A 21766-nucleotide genomic window follows, 5' to 3' on the forward strand; every position below is an offset into this window, starting at 1 on the left:
TTACGATCAAACGCACGAGCTCCGGGAGCTCGGGGGAGGCGGGAGAACGGTGAGCACACTCGCCAATGCGCGGGACGTCCTGCGGCTGCTGGCGCGCCTGCAGCGCGATCTGACGGTGACCGATGTGGCGGGCGCCCTGGACCTGCCCAAGAGCTCCGTGTCGCGGACGCTGAGCATGATGGCCGAGTACGGCTTCCTGGACCGTGACCCCGTGAGCCGCGCCTACCGGCCCGGTGAACTCGTCATGGAGGCCTCGTACCACTTCCGCGCCTCGCGCAGCACCGCCTCGCTCCTGGAGGAGGAACTGGCCAGGCTGGTCGCGGACATCGGCTACACCGGGTACGTGGACGTGCTCGACGGCGCCGAATCGCTGGTGCTCCACATGCGGATCGGCGCCGTCGGGGCCCTCCAGGCCTACACCCCGGCCGGCACCCGCGCCCCCGCCTACGCCAGCTCCATGGGCCGCGCCCTGCTCGCCCGCCTGGACGACGCGCAGGTGCTGCGACTCGTCGACGCCCGCCTCGAACAGAGCACCGGCTCCGCCCCGCGCACCCCCGGTGAGCTGGTCTCCTCCCTGGCCCGGGTGCGCGCCGACGGCTGGGAGTCCTCGCGCGGCGAGTTCGTGCCGAACGTCGCCGGCATCTCCGCGGCCGTCGTCGACGGTGATACGGGGCAGGTCTTCGGCATAGGGATCGCCCTGCCCGCCCCCGACCTGCGCCACGAGGACGAGGCGCGCTTCGGCCGGGCGGTGCGGGACGCCGCCCGGCGCGTGGGGAAGCGGATCGGGGACCCGTACTGGCTGCGGTACGTGGGGGCGGACGCGGCGGGCTGACACCGGCGGCCGTCGGGCCGGCCGGGTCCTCCCGGGCCGGCCTCCCGCCGGGCCGCCCCCGCCGGGCCGTTGCCGGTCGAGCCGCGCCCGCCCCGCCCGTCAGCCGAGCAGGGGGCCGAGCATCGCACCCACCACCGCGCCCGGGGTCAGTACCGGCACGGTGATCCCCGCCGCGCGCAGCGCCTCGCGGTGCCGGGTGCCGTAGCCCATGCAGTCGAGCACCAGGGCGTCCGCCCCCTCCTCCAGTCGGGCACGGGCCGCCGCGCACAGCGCCGTGGTGTCGTCGGCGTACGGCGAGGCCGTGGTGAACGACGGGGCCGGGGTGAGCGCCCGCCACTTCGTGCGGGCCTCCGCCACCTGCTCCGGCAGCGGCACGACGATCCCGATCCGGCTGCCCCGCAGCGCCGTGCCCACGTACCCCGTCAGCAGCGCGTCCGGCTCGACGAGCCGCGCCCGCCGCGTCCGCAGGCCCGGGAACTCCCCGGTGCACAGGAGCACCACGACGTCCGCCCCCTCGTCCTCCACCCGCTCGACCAGGGCTACGAGCCCGGCCCCGACGGCCTCGGCGTCCAGCGTCACGGAGCCCCCGTCGGCCAGCCGGCTCAGCAGGGTCGCCCGCCCCGCCACCGCCCCGAACCGTGCTTCGGCCTCCGCCCGACCGAGCCCGTCGAGGACGCCCGCGTGCCGTATCCGGGCGGTCGGCGGCAGCTCCGCCTCGATCGCCACGGAGAGGTCGGGGCGGGGGGACTCGCCGATGGTCAGGAAGGTCACGGTGTGCATGAGGCCTCGCTTCAACGCTGTTCCGGATAATGGAATCGGATTCCGGATAACCGTAGTTGGATGGCCGGTGCACCGATAGACCTGCCGGGCGGCTGTGTGAGCGCAGGCCTGGCCTGTGCACCGCGCACGCCCCACCCCCGCGCCGGGTGTGCGCGGTGCACGCCGGGGCCGGAACGCGGCTGCTTATGGTGCCGCCACCCCTGATTCCGGGGGCCGTAGCCTGGCTGGGCCGGAAGGACACACCGATGAGCACCATGAGAGACGCGGACCGGGGCGCCGGACCCGCCCAGCCCGCGTCCGCTCACCGGACCGCCCCGGGGAGCCGAGCCGGTCAGGAAGCGGACGGGGCGCTGCGGGGGGTCATGGAGCGGCGGGGGCGTCCGGCCGTCGCGGCGAGCGCAGGACCAGCAGGGTGATCTCGCTGGGCGCGAAGACCCGGAAGGGCGGGCCCCAGAACCCGGTGCCCCGGCTGGTGTAGAGCAGCGTGCGGTCGCCGTGGCGGCTGAGTCCCGCGACGGCCGGCTGGTCGAGGCGGACCAGGTAGTGGAACGGCCAGATCTGGCCGCCGTGGGTGTGGCCCGAGAGCTGGAGGTCGACGCCGCCCTCGACGGCCCGGTCGATGAACTTGGGCTGGTGGGCCAGGAGCAGGACGGGCAGACCGGGGTCGGCTCCGGCCAGGGCGCCGGCGAGGTGGGCGCGGTGGCCGGCCAGGCCGGAGGACTCGGCGGTGACGTCGTCCACACCGGCGACCACGAGGCTGTCGCCGCCGCGTTCGAGCAGCACATGGCGGTTGCGCAGCGGCTGCCAGCCCAGCTCGTCCATCAGGTCGACCCAGCCCTGGGCCTCGCTGTAGTACTCGTGGTTCCCGGTCACGTAGACGCGGGCGTGGGCGGCGCGCACCGTGCCGAGCGGCGCGGCCTGGGCCCGGCGGCGGCCGGCCGTGCCGTCCGCGATGTCCCCGGTGTGGCAGACCAGGTCGGCCTCCAGGGCGTCGACCTCCGCGCAGACCCGCTCCGACCAGCGGACGCGGTCCAGCGGTCCGTAGTGGGTGTCCGTGATGAGAACGACCCGGGTGCCGTCCAACCCGGCTCCCAGACGCGGCAGTTCCACCTCGAGCCGGCGCACCCGCGGCACCCGCCGGGCTTCGGCGTACCCCCAGGAGAGCAGCACGGCGGCGACCGCGAGCACCGCCCCGGTGACGGTCCGGGCACGGTCCTGCCCGTCGCCCGCGCCGGCCGCGGTCAGGGCGGGCCGCAGCAGGACACCGAGCAGGACGGCCCAGGTGAACAGCACCCAGATCGTCCCGAGCAGGGTGTCCCCGACGATCGCCGCCCGGTCCCGCTGCCGTCTGCCGTGCCCCCGCACCATCGCGAACGGCATGGTGACGAGACCGAGGACGAACAGGCAGGTGCCGCCCACCGTCACGGGAAGCGGCCAGTGCTGACCGGTGTACAGCAGTACCCAGCACGGCACGGCCCACAGCAGCACGGGCGCGACGAGGGGGACGTAGCGCATGAGACGGCGCAGCCGGCTCTGCCGCGCCGTGCGGGCCGAACCGTCCGCGGACCGGGTTTCGTCGGTGTCGGTCACGCTTCCCCTCCTCGGGCAACCGGAAGTCCTCGGGCAACCGGAAGGCGCCCGGAATGCCGCCGCGCACTGTACCCGGCCGGCCGGGGGCGGCCGGGTGCCGAGGTGCGCCGCGGCACGGTGACGGTTCGCCGGAATCTATCTCCGCTGCTTCGGCACCGTTTTACAGAGCACTGATTTACGGAGCACTGATCGCGGATGTCGGCTTCCCTCCGTCCGCGTGACGAAACGCTCGACTTCTCGGCACGGCGGGCGGAGCGGGGGATGCCGGCGAAAGCGCGCGCGTCAATCCTTCAATGACTCGCGCCGACGCCGTTCGAGTGGATCGGGGACGGAAATCCCTTGTGCGGTCGACACCTTGTCACCGGGTGCCGTGGTCTTCGGCCCGTTCGAAGGCCGGCGGTGCCGCATAGAGTGCGAAGCGGCGAGGGGGCGCCAGCCGTGTGTCACGGCCAGTCCCGTGTCCCCTCGGCCGACATTCCGCGTGCCAGCCAGCTCTTGGCGCCCCCTTTTCCAGTCGGAACGAAAGTTCACACGTGAGGCCACAGACCACCGACATGCACCCGATCACCGGACCTCGCCAGGCCGTTGATCTCGGCAGAGCCCACCACCGCGCCGCGACCGCACTCACCCACTCGCGCGGGACCGCCGGGCCCCTTCCCGGCCGGCAGGACCACTCCGCCCTGCGCGCCGCGCTCGCCGCCGCCACGGAGGACGCCCTCGTCTACGACCTGGACGGTATCGGCCGCCAGTACGCCGCCCTCTGCGCCGAACTCCCGGGCGTCGCGATGCGTTTCGCGATGAAGGCGTGCCCGGTGGACGAGGTGCTCGGCCACCTCGCCCGGCTCGGGGCCGGCTTCGACGCCGCGAGCCCGCAGGAGATCGCCCAGGCACTGCGTGCCGGGGCCGCTCCCGGCCTGGTCCACTACGGCAACACCGTCAAGTCCGACCGCAACATCGCCGCGGCCTACCGGCTGGGTGTGCGCGACTTCGCCACCGACAGCCTGGAGGACGTCATGGCGATCGCCCAAAACGCCCCCGGGGCACGGGTGTTCTGCCGGATCGCGACCACCGGTGAAGGGGCGTTGTGGGGTCTCAGCCGCAAGTTCGGCTGCTCGCCCGAGGACGTGCCGCGCGTGCTCGGCGCCGCGCGCGCCCTCGGACTGGTCCCCTCCGGGCTGTCCCTGCACGTCGGTTCCCAGCAGATGACCGCCGAGGCGTGGGTCACGGCGATCGACTCGCTGGCCGCCGTGCTCCGGGCGCTCGGCCGGTGCGGGATCACCCCGGACCGGATCAATCTCGGCGGCGGACTGCCCGCCCTCGGTGTCCTCGACCGGTGCGGCCGGCCGCTGGTGCCGCCGTTGAGCAGCATGTTCACGGCGATCCGCGAGGGCATGGAACGGCTGCGCGCCGCCCACTCCGTCCCGCTCGACTTCCTGCTGGAGCCCGGTCGGCACCTGGTCGCCGACCACGGTGCGATCCGCGCCCACGTCGCCCGGCTCACCTCCCGGCACCGGCTCGACGGCACCCGCGAGCGCTGGCTCTACCTGAGCTGCGGCAAGTTCAACGGCCTGTACGAGATGGACCAGTTGCAGTACCGCCTGGAGTTCCCCACGCACCCCGGCGGACAGTTCGTCGATGCCGTGGTGGCCGGACCGACCTGCGACAGCGACGACGCGTTCGCCCAGGAGGGCGGCCCGGTACGGGTCCCGCGCGCGCTCGCCTCCGGCGACCCGGTGTGGATCCACTCCTGCGGCGCCTACGCCACCGCCTACACCACCCGCGGCTTCAACGGCTTCGAGCCGCTTCCGTGCACCTGCGTCGGCGGCCGGGGACAGGGCGGAGGAGAGGCATGACCGGCACCAGGATCCGGCTGTTCCAGGACGAGGACTGGGACGACGTGGTCGCGCTGGAAGCGCTCGCCTACGGCGCGAGCGGTCTGTCCGAGGGGCGCGAGGCGCTGCGCTCGCGCCACCGTGCCTCCCCGTCGACCTGCTTCGTCCTGGAGCACGCGGGCGCCTTCGGCGGCTACCTGCTGGCCCTGCCGTACCCGCTGTTCCGCTGCCCGGACCTGAGCCTGGCCGAGGAGAGCGCGGCGCGGCCCCGCGACCGGGGCGGCAATCTGCACGTCCACGATCTGGTCGTCGCCGAGGGGATCCGCGGCCGGGGACTGGCCCCCCGGATGCTGCGCCACCTGGAGGAGGCCGGCCGGGCGGCCCGCCACCGGTCCCTCTCGCTGGTCGCCGTGAGCGGCTCCCGCTCCTGGTGGTCCCGGCTGGGCTACCGCGCCCGGCCCGAGGTCGCGCTGCCCGCGAGCTACGGCGCCGAGGCGGTCTACATGACGAAGTCGCCGGAACCCGCCGCCGACGTGCCGGGACCCGCCGCCGACGCACCACCCGACCTCTCCGCGCCCCCCGGAGGCTCCGCCCCCTGAGGGGCGCTCCCGACCGGCCGCGCCGGCCGGTCGGGAGCGCCCTCGTCAGTAGCGCCAGCGGACGGCCTCGACGATCTCCGCGTCGGTGCGCCCGGAGAACAGTTCCGCCTCCGCCCGCCGGACGGCCAGCACGGCCTCGTACAGCTCCCGGCCGAGCGCCTCCCGCAGCGACGCCGACTTCTCGAACGCGTCGATCGCCTCCGGCAGGCTCGCCGGGAGGCGCTCGGCGGAGCCGAGGGCGGCGGGGTCGCCCGGCGTCTCGGGCGGGAGCGGCAGCCCGGAATCCAGGCCGGCGAGCCCGGCGGCCAGCACGCCGCCCACCGCCAGGTAGGGGTTGGCGGCGGCGTCGAAGCACTTCACCTCGGCGTTCGCCTGCCCGGCGGCGGAGCCGGTGATCAGGCGCAGCGCCGCCTCACGGTTCTCCAGACCCCAGCAGCGGTAGGCCCCCGCGAAACGCGAGGGCACCAGCCGCAGGTAGGAGGCGACGCCGGGCGCACCGAGGGCGAGCAGGGCGGGCAGCTCGGCCAGGACGCCCGCGAGGAACTGCTCGGCCTCGGGGTGCATCCCATGGCGCCCGGGGCCGCCGTGCGCGAGGTTGCGGCCCTCTCGCCAGAGGCTGAGGTGCAGATGGCTGCCGTTGCCGAGCGAACCCTCGGTGAAGACGGGCGCGTACGAGACCCGCAGGCCGTGGCGGGCGGAGACGGCCCGGATGGTGTGGCGCACCAGCATGGTGGTGTCCGCCGCCTCGACCGGCCCCTCGGCGGCGACCGAGACCTCGAACTGCCCGGCGGCGTACTCGGGATGGAGCTGGAGCACGGTCAGCCCCTGGTCGGTGAGGACGCGCAGCAGGTCCCGCAGGTAGTCGGAGTGCTCGACGAAGCGGGTCATCCCGTACGCGGGTCCGGACGTCGCGGGCGCCCCGGCGGCGTCGGCCACCACCCATTCGACCTCGATGCCGGCCCGCACCGAGAACCCCCGCCGCTCGACCGCCTCGGCGGCCCGGCGGGCGAAGCCGCGCTGGCAGCCGGGATGCGGGGTGCCGTCCTGCGCATAGCGGTCGGCCGGCGCCCAGGCCCAGCCGGGCTGGGCGGCGAGCGGGACGAGCCGGTCCAGGTCGGGGACGAGCCGCAGGTCACCCACCGGGCCGGTGCTCGAGGACGTGACGGTGAAGGAGTCGTCCACCAGGGCGAGGTCGAAGCAGGGCACCGCGCCCACGCCGTGCCCGGCGGCATGCGCCAGCCGGGCGCGCGGGACGGACTTCACCCGGGTGAGGCCGGCGTTGTCGACCCATCCGAACACCACCCCGTCGATTCCGGCGGCTTCGAGTCGGGCTTCGACCGCCCGGGCCTGCTCGGCCCTTTCGGTGCGGGGATACATGATGGTCATGCCGGCCATGCTCGTGCGGGCGGGGGCCGGTGTGCCACCGGACGGCCGGGAGTTCACCCGTCCGTGCGGGGCGAACCTCGGAAGCTCTTGCCGAACGGTTTGCCGGGTGAGCGCGGAGAAGGACACGCGCATGAGTGAAACCGGCCAGGTCCCTCTGGTCTCATCGGACTTGGTCCGACTGCGGTGACCGAGGAGCCGACGGTTCACCGCTCCGGCGGAGGAGGCCGTCCCGCGCGGACTTCCCGGCGGGCGGGCACCTCGCTGTCTCGCTTCGGACGGTGGAGGGGTCCGATCGCGGTGTCCCGCCGATTCCGTTCACTGGCCGCCGGGTGGGGGATGGCCGGGGCCGGCACCCGGACCTTGCCGGCCGCAGCGGAGCGAGTCCGGCCCCGCCCGTACGTCACCTCTGCCGGTCGGTCCTGTCCAGGGACGAGGCGGGCCGCGCGGAGGGTGAGGTGGCGTCGCTCCGTCTCGATCCCGGTCATCGTCGCCTCGGCGCGTCCGCACGAGGGGCGCGATCGACGAAGCCGCCTGGATGCCGTGATCGGGGAGGCCGTGGCCGACGTGCTCGCGTTCCCGGTCCGGCCCGATTCGGGCTGCCGGACCGGTGTGACGTACGACGTCAACGGTGGCTCACGCACCCCCCGAGTCCGCGGGGTGGCGGTCGTCGGGGCGCCGAAGGGTTGCGCAATTGGTTGAACCAAAGGGTTGACCTTGCGCTTTCTCGCGCCATAACCTCCCCGCATTGGTTAAACCAATCTGTTTCGGCGGTCTCGAGGGTGACCGGCGTGAGGAGGCTTTGATGGCCATGGACCTGGCTCGGTTGGTGCGTGCGCTCTCGGAGCAGAGCACCCCGGACGGCGACGAGGGGCGGCTGAGGCTGCCCACCGAGCGCGCGCTCGTGGACAGCCTGGAGATCAGCCGTGGGGCGCTGCGCGAGCAGTTGTCGATCCTGGAACACCTCGGATTCCTGGACCGCACCCAGGGCCGGGGCTCCTACCTCACAGCGCCCGGCACCGGCTTCCTCCAGCTCTACTTCGACCTGGCGGGCCAGCTCGGGCACCTCAGCCAGCCGCAGTTCCGCGACGCGCGGGAGATCCTGGAGACCGCGCTGGCCGAGGCCGCGGCCCGCCGCGCCACCGCCGACGACGTCGATGCCCTGCGCGCACTCGTGGACGAGATGGTCCGGGCCACCACCGCGGGGGAACACGGCGCCGCGCTCGAAGCCGACCTCGATTTCCACCGCCGCCTGTGCGACATCGTCGGCAACCCGGTCTTCAGCATGCTGCACGACGCCCTCAGCCATGCGCTCCGCAGCGAACTCGTCGAACGGCGCGAGCGCGCCGGGCGGGTCCCGCTGCCGACCGGCCGCAGCCTGGTCATCGACACCGTGCACTACGGAATCGTCGAGGCCATAGACGGGCGCGACGCCGAGGGTGCGCGCGCCGCCATGCGCCGCCACTTCGAAGTCTGGTCCTCGTTCACCGACGCCTCGGCCCACGAGGCCGTCCGCCCCTGACCCACTTCGGATCCCTGCCCCCGCGGATCCGGCTGATCACCAGCCGGCCGCGGTCGGGCACCGATCCCGCCCGGGCCGCCGAGCCGGATCGCCGATCCCGCCCGGGCAGCCGAAAGGAACCACCTCATGACCCCCCACTCCGTCACCTTCGTCGGCATCGGCGCCATCGGGCTGCCCATGGCCGCGCGCATCGCCGCCGCCGGGCACCACGTCACCGGCGTCGACCCCGCCCCCGGCGCGGCCGACCGCGCCCGTGACGCCGGGCTCGCCGGCGCCGTCGGCTCCGTCGAGCAGGCGCCGGACGCCCCGGTGACCGTCGTGATGGTCGCCACGCCCGACCAGTTGGCCGCCCTCGTGGACACCGTCCTCGACGCCCGTCCCGACCAGGCCGGACGCCACTGGGTGATCATGAGTACGGTCGGCCCGGAGGCGGTGCGCCGGGAGGGCCGACGACTCGCCGCGGCCGGCGCGCATGTCGTCGACGCGCCCGTGACCGGCGGCGTCGCCCGTGCCCGTACCGGCGAACTGACCATCTTCGCCGCCGGTGACACCGCGGACGTGACCACCGTGACCCCCGTGCTGGGCGCCTGCGGCACCGTGCGCACGGTCGGTGACCGGCTCGGCGACGGCCAGGCCATCAAGGTGGTCAACCAGCACCTGTGCTCGGTCCACATCGTCGCCGCGGCCGAGGCCCTCAACCTCGCCGGCAGCCTCGGCCTCGACCGCCACCAAGTCCTCGGACTGATCGAGACCGGGGCCGCCGGGTCGTTCATGCTCTCCGACCGCGGGCCGCGGATGCTCGAAGGCACCGACACCGAAGTCACCAGCACCGTCTCGATCTTCGTCAAGGACAGCGGCCTGGTGGCCGAGGCGGCCCGTGCCGCCGACGCGGACACCCCGCTCCTCGACCTCTCCCGCGACCGCTACCTGGCCGCCGCCGAGCGCGGACTCGCCGCCCGCGACGACTCCCGCGTCATCGAGACGTACCAGAAGACCCCCTGACCGCCCCTCAGGGCACCGGCGCCACCCCCGAGCGCCGGGCCGGAGAGCCTCCGCCTCTCCCTCGGGCCGAACCTCGGGCCGCACCCTGGGCAGAACAAGGAGCCGCCGATGAGTGCCGTCAGCAACGCCGCCGACGCGTCCCACCGCGACAACCCCGCCACCGTCTCCCTCGCCTCCATGGTCGGATCGGCGGTGGAGAGCTATGACTTCTTCATCTACGGAACAGCCTCCGCCGCCTACTTCGGCACCGCCTTCTTCCACACCGACAACAAGCTCGTCGGGGTCCTCGCGTCCTTCGCCACCCTCGCCGTCGGCTTCTTCTTCCGGCCCCTCGGCGGTTATCTCGCCGGTCACTTCGGCGACCGCATCGGACGCAAGACCGTCCTCAACGCCTCCCTGCTCCTGATGGGAGCGGCCACGGTCCTCGTCGGCGCGCTGCCCACCTACGCCCAGGCGGGCATCGCCGCACCGCTGCTGCTGATCCTGCTGCGCATCCTGCAGGGCATCGGTTTCGGGGCCGAGTGGGGCGGCGCCGTCCTGATGGCCGTCGAACACGCGCCGCCGCGCCGCCGCGGCTGGTTCGGGGCCGTCCCGCAGATCGGCATCCCGGCAGGTCTCCTCCTGGCCAACGGCACCTTCCTGATCAGCGAGCAACTGTTCACCGGGAACTGGGTGTGGCGCGCGCCGTTCCTGCTGTCCATCGTGATGGTGGCCGTCGGCCTCTTCATCCGGATGCGGATCGAGGAGTCCCCGGAGTTCACCGAGATGAAGGAGCGCGGTGAGATCCTCAAGACACCCGCGCTCGATGTGCTGCGCCGCGACTGGCGGCTCATCCTGCGCATCACCGCGCTGCGGCTCGCCGAGACCGGCGGCTACTACATCGCCACCAGCTTCGTCCTCTCCTACGTCGGTCTCGCCGAGCTCGGCACCAGCAACGACGTACTCCTGGGGACGGTCATCGGCTCCGCCGTCGGCCTCGGCAGCCACCTCTTCTTCGGCGCCCTGTCCGACCGCATCGGCCGCAAGCCGGTGTTCCTCATCGGGGCCGTCTTCACCATCGCCTTCGGCTTCCCGCTGTTCCTTCTGGTCAACACCGGTGTCACCGCCCTGATCGTGACAGCCGTCGTGCTCGCCCTGGTGCTGAGCCACGACCCGATCTTCGCCGTCGAATCCTCCTGGTTCTCCGAGCAGTTCCCCCGCGAGGTCCGCTCCTCCGGCATCTCGCTCGGCTACAACCTGGCCTCCCTCGTCGCCGGTCTGCTGCCGTTCGCCGCCACCGCCCTGTACGGCTGGATCGGCTGGGCGGGCCCCGCCGCCCTGTTCTGCCTCCTCGGCATCGCCTCCGTGTCCGCCGCGATCGGCGCTCCGGAGACGGCCCCGGTCAGGACCGGCCTCGACGACGGCACCCCGTCCGCTTCCGCCGATTCATCCCCCACCCCCATCCCCGAGAAGGTCCGATGACTGCCACAACCGTGACCGGGGCCCGCCACACGGCCCGTACCCTGCCCGAGCGCGTCGCCCACGTCGGCGAGGCCGCGTACCGCATGCGCCACCACGTCCTGACCATGGGCGAAGGACAGGGCCAGGGCTACGTCGGTCAGGCCCTCGGCGCCGCCGACACGCTCGCCGCCGTCTACACCGACCAGCTGCGGCTGCGCCCCGAGGACCCCGACTGGTCCGGCCGCGACCGCTTCCTGCTCTCCACCGGCCACTACGCGATCGGCCTGTATGCCGCGCTCGCCGAGGCCGGCACCATCCCCGTCGACGAACTCGCCACGTACGGCACCGACGACTCCCGCCTGCCGATGTCCGGGATGGCCTCGTACACGCCCGGCATGGAGATATCCGGCGGCTCCCTCGGACACGGCCTGACCGTCGCCGTGGGCATCGCCCTCGGCCTGCGCCATCAGAACAATCCCGCCCGGGTGTTCAACTTCCTCTCCGACGGCGAACTCGACGAGGGCTCCACGTGGGAGGCGGCCATGGGCGCCCATCACCACAAGCTCGGCCACCTCACCGCCCTGGTCGACATGAACGCCCTGCAGGCCGACGGCGCCACCCACACGGTGCTCTCCATCGAGCCGGCCGAGGAGAAGTGGCGGGCCTGCGGCTGGTTCACCCAGCGCGTCGACGGCAACGACGTCGAAGCCCTGCTGCGCGCCCTGGACGCGGCCACCGAACAGGCCACCGCCGAAGGCCGGCCCTCCGTGATCCTGTGCGACACCCGCGTCGGCCGCGGGGTCCCGCTCCTGGAGAACCGCGAGAAGGCCCACTTCATGCGGATCGAGGAGCACGAATGGGAGATCTGCCGACAGCAGCTGACGGCCGGTCACGATGCCGCGGCCACCAACGGAACGGAAGCCTGACCATGACGACCACCACCGCAGCCCAGCCGAAGCGTCTCACCACCTCGGCGATGATCGCCTCCTTCGCCGACCCCGGCCAGCGCACCTCCCCGGCCCCCTTCGGCAGGGCGCTCGCCGAACTGGCCGAGAGCGACCGGCGGATCGTCGGTCTCACCGCCGACCTCGGCAAGTACACCGACATGCACGTCTTCGCGCAGGCCCACCCCGACCGGTTCTTCCAGATGGGCATGGCCGAGCAGCTGCTGTTCGGCGCGGCGGCGGGCATGGCGGAGACGGGCCTCGTCCCGTTCGCGTCGACGTACTCGGTGTTCGCGGCCCGCCGCGCGTACGACTTCATCTGCCTGGACATCGCCGAGCCGAACCTCAACGTCAACATCGTCGGCGGCCTGCCCGGCCTGACCACCGGCTACGGGCCGAGCCACCAGGCCACCGAGGACGTCGCGATCTTCCGCGGCATGCCCAACCTGACCATCGTCGACCCGTGCGACGCCCTCGACATCGAGCAGGCCGTCCCGCAGCTCGCCGCCCACGAGGGCCCCACCTACCTGCGCCTGCTGCGCGGCAAGGTGCCCCTCGTGCTCGACGAGTACGACTACACCTTCGAGCTCGGCAAGGCCAAGATCCTGCGCGGCGGCCGGGACGTCGTCCTCGTCTCCAGCGGCCTGATGACCATGCGCGCCCTGCAGGCGGCGGAGAAGCTCGCCGCCCACAACGTCGACGCGGCCGTGGTGCACAGCCCCACCCTCAAGCCGTTCGACCAGGAGACGGTCCTGCGCGAACTCGCCGGTGACCGCCTCGCGGTGACCCTGGAGAACCACACCGTCGTGGGCGGCCTGTTCGAGACGGTCGCCTCCGCCGCCGCCCGCACCGGCCTCGGCAAGCAGATCCTTCCCGTCGCCCTGCCCGACGAGTTCATCGACGCCGGCGCCCTGCCCACCCTCCACGACCGCTACGGCCTCGCGGCGGACCGGGTGGTCGAGCGGGTTCTCGCCGCGATGTGACCCGCCGGGGCCGGTACCCGGCGGCACGGCCGACGGCCGTCCGATGGGCACCGTGCGGTGGCCATCGGACGGTGCCCTCGGGCGCCGCTTCGGGGCGGGCGAGGCCGAGGGCCGGAGGAAAGGACCAACCTGCCTGCCTTGCCGCCGTCTTGCAGGTGCAGGCCTCGCGCGCGGGTGCGTGCGCGCGGGGTGCCTATGTGGCCGGTCGGCTTGGGAAAGCGTACGGCCGGGGCGGGGTCGTGCTCCCGCCCCGGCCGGTACCGGTGGGCCGGTTCAGCGCAGACGGTACGCCGTGGGGAGGGTCTGCCGGACGGTGTCTCCCTTCGTGTCCGAGGCGTGGACCCGCAGTCCGACGCCCTGCGGCGCCTGCTTGGCGCTCGGGTTGTCGATTCGTGCCGTGAAGGTGTTGGCCCCCGCGGCTCGGGTGCTCACCTTCCTCCAGGTCTTGCCGCCGTCGTAAGTGGCCTCGGCGGTCAAGTCGTTCACCTTCGGCGGAGTGCTCAGGCGGTCCTGGTAGTAGGCGGTGATCGTGATCCGATGGGTCCGGCCCGCCTGGGCGGTGTTGTCCAGGGCCAGGCCCAGGTCGTACCGCAGGAAGATCAGCGGCTCGGGGCGGCAGGGCTCCGTGCTGTCGCCGGTCAGCTCGCCCATGCAGGGGTTCTGCTCGGGGGCGTCGCCCTTGGCCGGCCTTCCGGAGACGTACTCCCAATGGGTCGTGGCGCCGTTCGTCCGCGCCTCGAACGTGTAGCGGGCCGAGCCGGCCGGGAGGTCGTAGGCGGCGAGATCACCGGTGCCGTTGCAGGCCGAGAGGACGAGTGCCGCCCCGGCGGTCATCGCCGCGAGGACACCCTTGCCCAGCCGGGTTCGCCGCAGTCTCCCGCGCATCGCGTCCATCCCTTTCGTGCGCATGGTCGTTGTTCCCGCCGTTCTCCTCTTCGTCATCCGATCTCTCCGGTGTCCGTGGCGTACAACTCCTGTGTGCGGCGCTCGATCTCGTGCCCGGACTTGTCCTTGAGGCTGAAGTCGCACAGCGCGTCCTCCGTGGGGCGCAGCTCCGGGAGGGTGGGGCCGCAGGCGCTTGTACCGAAGGTGTTCTCCGTCAGCGACTGGTTGTTCAGGACGCCGACCATGGCCTGGCGTCCGCCCCCGCTGCTCGTCACGTAGAACGTCGGGTAGAAGGTGTCACCCTGGCGGCAGGCCGAGCACGGTCCGGAGGCCACCGTGTAGCCCGAGGCGGTCCGCACCTGCCGCGCGGCTCCCGGCACGCTCGGTCCTTCGTTCCAGTGCACTTCCTTCTGCCGGGTGAGGACCACCTCCTGGGTCTCGCTGCGGGCCCCGGTCAGCGTGGAGTGCTCGGTGTTGTCGCCCCAGCCGGCGGTGAACCGGTCGACCGCGTCGTCCTGCGGCTGGAGGTACACCGTCAGCGTGGACCGGGTGGGGACGAGCGGCAGGTCGAGCGTCGGCAGCAGCGGAGTGGACCCCGACAGCCGCAGCCAGGACAACTGGTGGACCGTGCCGGGCCGGTCGGCATGGAAGTACTGGACGACCGGCCGCATCCTCGCGGTGTCCAGCCGGTACTGGAGGCCGGAGGGAACGGCGCCCTCGGCGACGAACGAGGCGGCGTAGACCTTCGGCTCGGCGCTGCCGCCGAGTTCGATCCGGACCGTGCCCGGGTGGGCCTTGAGCCGCTCGACGAGCCGGGCGGCCTGCCCCTCGTCCACGCTCACGACGGGCAGCGCGGCATACGGTTCGAGTGCGGGGCAGGTCTCGGGGCCGCCGGGGCACAGCAACTGGCTGTACGTGCCGCCCAGTGAGGTGAGGCCCGGAGCCGCGACCAGGACGCCCTTGGCGCCCTCGGCGGCGGCGGCCTTCACCCGGGTGTCCCGCAGCTCGGCGAAGTCGCACGTGGTGCCGCACAGATCGGTCGGCCTCATCAGGACGAGCTTGCCGTCCACACCGGCCGCGGCCAGCTCGGCGGGGGTCCCGCTGCCCGCGTCGACCACCGGTACGCGCCCCTCGGTGGCGAGCCGCGGAATCGCGGCGACGGCCTCCTGCCTTGCCAGCAGACCGCTGGGCAGCTGTCGCCCCTCGACGGTCACCAGGGCCGTGTCCGGAGTCTGGTAGCGGGCGGCCAGGTCGAGGGCCGGCCCGCCGCCGACGGCCTTCATGGTGACGACCGGAGTCGTCCGCACGCTGTACGTGTTCTGGGTCAGCGTGCCCGTACGCACCTTCCCGGTCGGCAGCGCCCACCAGTGCGACGTCTCCCGGGCCTGGTAGTCGGACCGGAGAGCGGTCGCCATCGCCCATGCCCCCGTCGCCGAGATCCGGGCCGTGGAACTGACCGCGGAGTAGGTCTCGGTCGCCGCCGAGGTCCGCACACTCACGGGAACCAGCTTGCGCAGGTCCAGGGTGACCGTGGTTGCCCCGGTGAGCTTCACCTCCGGCGCCAGCGGGACCGCGCGCTGCTCCTCGCCCGAGCCGTCCTTCCAGGTCACCGGGATGGTGGCGGCATACGTGCCGGCCTTGTACAGCTGGGCGGTGGTCGACTCGCCACCGGTCTCGGCGACCAGACCGTCGTACAGGGGGTCCCTGTCGTCGACCGGCAGGAAGACCGCGTCGCCGTACGTGACGGAGGTGGCGCCCTCGGGCGGTATGACGTTCAGGGTCAGCGGTGCCCGCTCGGCCTCCAGTACGGCCTGGACGCGCGTCGCCGTACGGACCGTCCCGGACGTGTCGCGGGCGGTCAGCCGGCCGTCCCAGCGGCCGTAGGACCCCTGGGCGCCGAGCGCGGCGCTGTCGAGCGTCACCTCGACGTCGGCGGATCCACCGGCGGGGAGGGTGAGCTTGTGCCGGTCGAGGGTGAGCAGGCCCGCCGGGGCCGAGGCGCCACCGCTCGTCGCCGAGGCCGTGAGGTCCAGCGTTGCCGCGGCGCCGGTCAGGTTGGAGTAGGTGACCGTCCTGGTCACGGGCGCGCTGTCGTGGGGGCGGCGGCCGAAGCTCAGGTTCCCCGCCGCGATGATCCGCGGATCGGTGGCTTCGGCGAGGTCCACCCGGCCGGCGCCCTGCGCCTTCTCGTCGTACCCCAGGTCCTTGGCGGTGCTCATCAAGAGCGCCTTGATCTGGTCGCCCCGCAGCTCCGGATGCTGCTGGGCGACCAGGGCGGCGGCCCCCGCCACGTGCGGGGTGGCCATCGAAGTGCCGCTGGCGCTCGTGTAGTTGTCGTCCACCGGGGTGCCGAGGGAGGTGCCCGCGGCCCGTGCCGCCACGATGGCGACGCCGGGAGCGGCGATGTCCGGCTTGGCCGCGTAGTCCCCGGGGCGCGGGCCCCGCGAGGAGAAGGGCGCCATCTTGTCGCTCTTGTCGACCGCCGCAACGGTCAGCGCCTCGTCGGCGACGCCCGGAGTCCCGACCGATGAGGTGCCCGGACCGGCGTTGCCCGCCGCGACCACGAAGAGGGTCCCGGTCTCCTGGCTGAGCCGGTTGAGCGCCATGCTCAGCGGGTCGGTGCCGTCGGTGGGCTCACCGCCGATACTCATGTTCACGACCTTGGCACCGGAGTGGGCGGCCCACTCCATGCCCGCGATCATGTCGGCTTCCTCGCACACGCCGTTGTCGTCGCAGACCTTGCCGACCAGCAGCCGGGCGCCGGGGGCCACGCCCGTGTACTTTCCTCCGGATGCGGCGCCGTCGCCCAGGATGGTGGACGCCACGTGGGTGCCGTGGCCCTGGCCGTCCTTCGCGTCGGGAGCCTTGCCGGTGAAGTCGGTCTTCTCCTCGATCCGGCCGGCCAGGTCCGGGTGGGTGGCGTCGATGCCGGAGTCGAGCACCGCCACGCGGACGCCCTTGCCGTCCAGGCCGCGGCTCCGGGCGACGCCGGTGCCTATCTGCGGTACGGAGACGTCGAGGCTGACCCGGGACACCCCGTTGAGCCACACCTTCTCGACCCCGGCGAGGGAGCCGGCCGAGCGGGCGGCGGAGGCCGGTCCCGTCTTGCCTCGTACCCCCCTCCACCACGTCCCGTTCCCCGCGATGCCGAGCGAGCGGCCGCCGACGCTCCGCAGCGCTCTTCCCGTCCTCGCCCCGGCGACCTTCGGGGCCTTGGCGACGTCGTGCTCGTCCTTGTAGGTGACGATCACCGGGACCTCGGCACGGGCCTCGGCGCCGCCGCTTGCCGCGACGGCCTGCGACAGCGCGGTGAGGTCGAAGAGCGACCAGTCGAGGACTCCGTCGCTCAGCAGGTGCATGGCGTCGTTCGGTACGACGTGGACCTGGCCCCTGCGGGTGATGGTGTGGAAGACGGTGGCGGGTCCGCCGGTGCGGTGGGCGGCCTCGGTGTCGCGCACGACGGGCTTGCCGTCGTCGTTCAGACCGAGGGACACCGTGTCGCCGGTGACCAGCGTGACGTCGACAGCGCCTCCGGACGAGGCGACGACGTCGGCCAGTTCGGCGTTGTCGAGGGGGGAACCCGGGGTCGTCGTGCGGTCGGTCGTGCCCGCGGTCCCGGAGGCCGGGACCTGCTGGACCGGCTGGGCCGCCTGGGCCGGGAAGGCCGGTACGGCCATCCCGAGGATGACCACGCCGGCGGTCAGCGCGCCCAGGCGGCGTCCGGGACGCCTTGCTTTTCTTCGCCTCATCTATCGCTCCCTGCGGGACGTTCGAACGGGGGTGTCTAGGGACAGGGGTCTTCCGACGTACGGGGTACGGGTACGGGGATGCGGAAGCACGGACGGGAGTCCTCGTCAGAGGGGGCCGTACTCCTCGTCGAGCGGGTCGCCGCCGTGCGGGATGCGGCCGGCACCCGGAGCGTGCGCGCTGCGAGGTTCCGAGGCGTCCGTCGCCTCCGTCGGCAGTTCGCCGGACGGACCGCCGGACGCCTTGCCGGGCCGATCACCGGACGGTTCGCTCGGTGCGGGGAGATCCGGGCCGGGGCGCGCGGGCGCCCACGGGCCGTTCGCCGGTTCGTGGGCCGGCTGGTTCGCGGGTGACATGACAAACAAGTGTGGCGACGTTCGTGGCCCTGTTCGATCACTCAGATGAGGTAATCAATCGTCCGGCGTCCCGGGCGCGGGTTTTTTCGCACCGGGTCGGGCGCGGGCGAAGGGATGACCTTTTACTCGTCTCCCAGCAGCGGCCGGTCGGTGACCACCAGGCCCGACTCCAGGAGCCTGGTCGCGAGCGCAGTCCGCGAGGCGACCCGGAGCTTGCGCATCGCCGACCTCACCTGGGTGCCCACGGTCTGGGCGGACACCACGAGTTCGTCGGCGATCTGCCGGTTCGTCCGGCCTTCGACCAGCAGCCGGGCGACCTCCAGTTCGCGTGGCGAGAGCCGGTCGCCGTAGCCGGGCCTGCCGGGGGACCTGCGGGTGCCCCGCCGCCCGCCCAGTGCCCGCGTCACCCGGCCCGCGTCGCCGTGCGCGCCGAGCCGCGACAGCTCCTTCGCGACGTCGGTGAGCAGGCGTACGCCGGCCCCGTCCTGGCCGGCGGCGAGCAGGCAGTGGCCCTGACGCTCCCTGGCGAGCAGGGCGTCGTACGGGCGTGGCAGCGCGTCCCACGCCTCGGCCGCCCGTGCGAACAGCGCCGCGGCATCAACGAGTTGGCCCTGGTCCTCCGCGAGGAGCGCCCGGCAGGTCATGAGGGCGGTACGGGGTGCGGGCGCGTTCTTGCCGTCCAGGCCGCGTTCGAGCGCCGTGACCAGCTCGGCTGCTTCCGTGGGCCGGCCCACGGCCAGCAGCGCCTCGACCCGTACGAGAGCGACCTCGGTGACGCCGGGCCACAGCCCCCGGACCACGGTGATCTCGGCCGGCTCCTCGGTGAGGCGCAGCGCCTCCGCCGGATCGCCGTCGCGCAGGCACAGCCGCGCCAGCGCGGTCGCGGCCTCGACCCGCTGCTGATCGTCACGTCCGGCGAAGCGCAGCCGTTCCTCGGCGCCCTTCCGGTCGCCGGCCGCGGCCTTGAGCAGACCTGCGACGAGGGCCGCCACGGCCCTGTCCCGCAGCCGCATCCCGAGATCGTCGTCACTCAGCCGTGCCGCCCGCTCGGCGAGTCCCGCCCAGGCGCCGGTGGCCCAGTCGAGGCGGGTGCGCACGGAGGCGATGCTGCCGAGGTAGTCGAGCAGTTCGAAGCGTTCGCCGAGGGCGAGAGAGCGGTCGAGGCGCGCCGCGGCTTCGGCGTAACGACCCCACCGTATGGCCTCCTCCCCGACGTTCGCGTGGCCTATCGCGGAGATCTCCGCTTCCTGCGGGCCCGCCACCTCGTCGGGGATCTCCCGGGCCACGTCCCAGCCGGTCTCCTCCCCGAGCGTCAGCAGCGCGTAGGAACGTTCCACCAACTGGCGCAGGCGGTCGTACGGAGTGAGCGAGGGGACCTCCGGCAGCCTGTTCAGCCATTCCAGGTGCTCCGAGGCAGGCCGTGCCTGCCCGAACGGCAGGGCCAGCAGCAGGTGCGCCCGCGCCGCCTCCGGCGAGCGGGCCGGGAGGTGGGCGACCGCCTTCCGTATCTCCAGCCAGCCCGCCCGCATCTCTCCCGCCGCCATGAGCACCCGGCCGGTCTGGAAGCGGACGAGCGCTTCCTGCTCCGGCGGCAGCGTCCGGTCGCGCAGGGCGGCCCGCAGGGACCGCACGATGCCCGAATAGGGGTCGGCGCCGTGCAGGGCCTGGAACTGGATGTTCGCCACCAGCCGTGCCAGCGCCTCGGCGGGCAGGGTGACGGTGGTGACCAGACTGTGCAGCAGCAGGGCGGAGGTCGCCACGTCACCCGACTGCGCGCACAGGCCGGCCGCCTCCTCCGTGTATCTGCGCGCGGCCTCGGCCTCACCGGCCAGCCGGAAGTGCCCGGCCAGCTCCGCGGCGGGCGGCGCGCCCCGGTCCTCCAGTGCGTGGGCGGCCCGCAGGTGCATCCCGCGCCGCTCCCGGCCCGGGACGACCGCGTACAGGGCCTGGCCGGTGAGAGAGTGCCTGAACAGCCACTGACCGGCCCTGTTCTCGCGTATCAGACCGCTGTCCAGCGCGTCGGCCACCGAGGGGGTGAACCGCTCCTCGGGCAGTCCCGCCACCGCCGACAGCGTGCCGTGACCGGCCGGGCCGGAGAGCACCGACATCGCGTACAGGACCGTCCGGGTGTCGGGGCGAAGCCGTCCGACGCGTTCCAGGACGCCGTCGCGGATCGTGGGCGGCACCTCGATGCGGTCGAGGCGGCGGCGCGCCCACCCGCCGGGCCGGCGGACCAGGTCGGCCCGGTCGTGCATCAGCCGCACCATCTCCTCGACGGCCAGCGGTACGCCTTCCGTGCCCGCGTGGAGGAAGGCCGCGAACTCGGCCGAGACGTGCTCGTCCGCCAGCATCGAGGAGACGAACTCGGCGGTCTCACCGACGTCCAGCGCCTTGGGGGTCAGCCGGACGAGGTGTGCCTCGGCGGGCAGCCGGGACGACAGCCGCAGCAGCAGGGAGTCGGCCGGCACCTCCTCCCCCCGGTAGGTGAGCACCAGGCTCACCGGCTGGGGCCGCCGGGAGACCAGGAACAGCAGGAACTCCAGGGTCGCCTCGTCCGCCCAGTGCACGTCCTCCAGGACCAGCAGCGCCACATCGAGGCGGTCGAGTACCTCGACGAAGGCGCGGAACAGCCGGTGCCGGGCGGTCGTCGCGTCGTCCAGGGGCTCGGGAGCCGGGGGAAGTCCGGCCGCCCATTCGGGGAACAGCGGACGCAGCGCACCGGCCAGACCACTGAGCCCGAGCCCGGCGACGCCCTCCGCGCCGCCGACGCCCTCGCGCACCGCGTCGACGACCGCGCCGAGCGTGTACGGCACGCGCAGATCGGGGCAGGCGCCGGTCAGCGTACGGGACACCCGTCCGGCGTGCGACGCGGCGAACTCCCGCAGCAGACGGGTCTTGCCGATGCCCGCCTCGCCGTCGATCAGGACCACGCTCGGCCGGTGCAGGGCCGCGTCGAGCGCGGCGACCTCACTGCCCCGGCCCACGAACCGCGGCGCCGAGAGCTCCGGCAACCGGCCGCCACCGGTGTTGTTCCGCTCCGCCACGGCCCACCCCTCTCCGTCCCCGGCCCAAACGATCAACGCTGGTGCGGTGCCGACCCTATCCATGACGCATGCATCCCTTCCCGCGGAGTACGCACAGGAACGTCGCATGCCGCTTCGAGGGTGTGGGCCGGCCATGGAGTGACCTCCGAAATTCCGACACCTGGACCCTGGAGTCATCAGGTGCCGATCGGAGTGGCCCGCAAGGTTTCCCGCTACGCCGTCCCGGCCTTCGGGACGGCACCACTCGCTTTGCCGCAAACGGGGAACAGCCGGCAGCTGTGCCGATGCGGGAAGCAGGGCGTCGACGTGTGGACCGGGCGCGAGCGTGTCCGGCAGGACACGCTGCGTCAGGGGCACCCGCACACCGAGGGGCTCAGACCCGGTCGATGGGGCCGTGGCAGTGCTCACCAGGCCGAGCCGCGGCTGCGTCGAGCCGGCCGGCTTCCCCCGGCTGTGTGAGATCTCGTGAGACGTGAGAGGGTTTTCCGGGTGACCGAGACACCACCGAACACCCTGCAATACCGCTTTGACGGGCCGGAAGACGCACCAGTCCTGGTGATCGGCCCCTCCCTCGGTACCACCTGGCACACGTAGGCAGAACCGTCTTCTGACGTCCACGTGGTCCAATTCGACGCTGTTCACGCGGGTTTGGACTTGGTGCTCCAGGTGCGTCGACGGTGTTGGTGACAGGCGTGTGACTAGCTGTTTCTCAACCGTGGGGCGTTCGATGACGGCCCGTACGGCGTCCTGGATCAGGTGACGGAGCCTTGGTGCGGGCACCGGAAACGGGGCCTTGTTCATAGCGTGTCGGTTGTCTAGGCCAGCCA

At 73.1% G+C, this 21766-nt stretch carries 15 protein-coding genes; 8 read left to right on the forward strand and 7 right to left on the reverse strand.

Going from position 1 to position 21766, the window contains the following annotated elements; translation table 11 throughout:
* Positions 1 to 49: 49 nt before the first annotated feature.
* Positions 50 to 832 carry an IclR family transcriptional regulator gene (locus tag ABZ564_RS28060; RefSeq protein WP_360861767.1) on the forward strand — a complete coding sequence of 261 codons (783 nt, stop codon included), beginning with the start codon at positions 50 to 52 and terminating at the stop codon, positions 830 to 832.
* Positions 833 to 931: 99 nt separating this feature from the next.
* Here ABZ564_RS28060 and ABZ564_RS28065 read toward each other — a convergent pair whose 3' ends face one another.
* Both ABZ564_RS28065 and ABZ564_RS28070 read right to left on the reverse strand, forming a co-directional pair.
* Complete coding sequence (locus ABZ564_RS28065; protein WP_360861769.1) at positions 932 to 1612, reverse strand: AroM family protein; 681 nt, start codon at positions 1610 to 1612, stop codon at positions 932 to 934.
* Between the two features lie 360 nt (positions 1613 to 1972).
* Positions 1973 to 3202: a metallophosphoesterase gene (locus ABZ564_RS28070; RefSeq protein WP_360861771.1), complete on the reverse strand. Its 1230-nt coding sequence runs from the start codon at positions 3200 to 3202 to the stop codon at positions 1973 to 1975.
* Between the two features lie 533 nt (positions 3203 to 3735).
* Between ABZ564_RS28070 and ABZ564_RS28075 the strand changes: the two genes are divergently transcribed.
* Positions 3736 to 5055: a type III PLP-dependent enzyme gene (locus ABZ564_RS28075; RefSeq protein WP_360861773.1), complete on the forward strand. Its 1320-nt coding sequence runs from the start codon at positions 3736 to 3738 to the stop codon at positions 5053 to 5055.
* The gene (locus ABZ564_RS28080) at positions 5052 to 5633 is read left to right on the forward strand and encodes a GNAT family N-acetyltransferase (protein WP_360861775.1); all 582 of its coding nucleotides are present in this window, start codon (positions 5052 to 5054) and stop codon (positions 5631 to 5633) included. Before ABZ564_RS28075 ends, ABZ564_RS28080 begins: the two co-directional genes overlap by 4 nt.
* Positions 5634 to 5678: 45 nt before the next feature.
* Here the strand turns inward: ABZ564_RS28080 and ABZ564_RS28085 are convergent, their stop codons facing one another.
* A complete protein-coding gene (locus ABZ564_RS28085; protein ID WP_360861795.1) occupies positions 5679 to 7010 on the reverse strand; it encodes a glutamine synthetase family protein in 1332 nt (443 codons plus the stop codon).
* An 811-nt stretch (positions 7011 to 7821) separates the two neighbouring features.
* Between ABZ564_RS28085 and ABZ564_RS28090 the strand changes: the two genes are divergently transcribed.
* The 5 genes from ABZ564_RS28090 (at position 7822) to ABZ564_RS28110 (ending at position 12907) form a co-directional block, all read left to right on the forward strand.
* Entirely contained in the window at positions 7822 to 8538 is a 717-nt protein-coding gene (locus ABZ564_RS28090; RefSeq protein WP_360861777.1) for an FCD domain-containing protein, read from the forward strand.
* 126 nt (positions 8539 to 8664) lie between these two features.
* A complete protein-coding gene (locus tag ABZ564_RS28095) occupies positions 8665 to 9540 on the forward strand; it encodes an NAD(P)-dependent oxidoreductase (RefSeq protein ID WP_360861779.1) in 876 nt (291 codons plus the stop codon).
* 108 nt (positions 9541 to 9648) lie between these two features.
* The gene (locus tag ABZ564_RS28100) at positions 9649 to 11001 is read left to right on the forward strand and encodes an MFS transporter (RefSeq protein WP_360861781.1); all 1353 of its coding nucleotides are present in this window, start codon (positions 9649 to 9651) and stop codon (positions 10999 to 11001) included.
* Positions 10998 to 11906 carry a transketolase gene (locus ABZ564_RS28105; RefSeq protein WP_360861783.1) on the forward strand — a complete coding sequence of 303 codons (909 nt, stop codon included), beginning with the start codon at positions 10998 to 11000 and terminating at the stop codon, positions 11904 to 11906. Before ABZ564_RS28100 ends, ABZ564_RS28105 begins: the two co-directional genes overlap by 4 nt.
* A 2-nt stretch (positions 11907 to 11908) precedes the next feature.
* Positions 11909 to 12907 (forward strand): transketolase C-terminal domain-containing protein, encoded by a 999-nt coding sequence (locus tag ABZ564_RS28110; RefSeq protein WP_360861785.1) that lies wholly within the window; start codon positions 11909 to 11911, stop codon positions 12905 to 12907.
* A 273-nt stretch (positions 12908 to 13180) separates the two neighbouring features.
* Here the strand turns inward: ABZ564_RS28110 and ABZ564_RS28115 are convergent, their stop codons facing one another.
* From ABZ564_RS28115 to ABZ564_RS28130, 4 genes are all read right to left on the reverse strand, one after another.
* Positions 13181 to 13816 (reverse strand): hypothetical protein, encoded by a 636-nt coding sequence (locus ABZ564_RS28115; RefSeq protein ID WP_360861787.1) that lies wholly within the window; start codon positions 13814 to 13816, stop codon positions 13181 to 13183.
* A gap of 29 nt (positions 13817 to 13845) precedes the next feature.
* Entirely contained in the window at positions 13846 to 17541 is a 3696-nt protein-coding gene (locus tag ABZ564_RS28120) for a S8 family peptidase (RefSeq protein ID WP_360861789.1), read from the reverse strand.
* Between the two features lie 105 nt (positions 17542 to 17646).
* Positions 17647 to 17895, reverse strand: a complete 249-nt coding sequence (locus ABZ564_RS28125) for a hypothetical protein (protein WP_360861791.1) — start codon at positions 17893 to 17895, stop codon at positions 17647 to 17649.
* A gap of 122 nt (positions 17896 to 18017) precedes the next feature.
* Entirely contained in the window at positions 18018 to 20939 is a 2922-nt protein-coding gene (locus tag ABZ564_RS28130; protein ID WP_360861793.1) for an AAA family ATPase, read from the reverse strand.
* Positions 20940 to 21766 lie beyond the last annotated feature (827 nt).

This window comes from Streptomyces sp. NPDC019224 (assembly GCF_040632605.1).
In the GTDB taxonomy this organism is placed as follows: Bacteria; Actinomycetota; Actinomycetes; order Streptomycetales; family Streptomycetaceae; genus Streptomyces.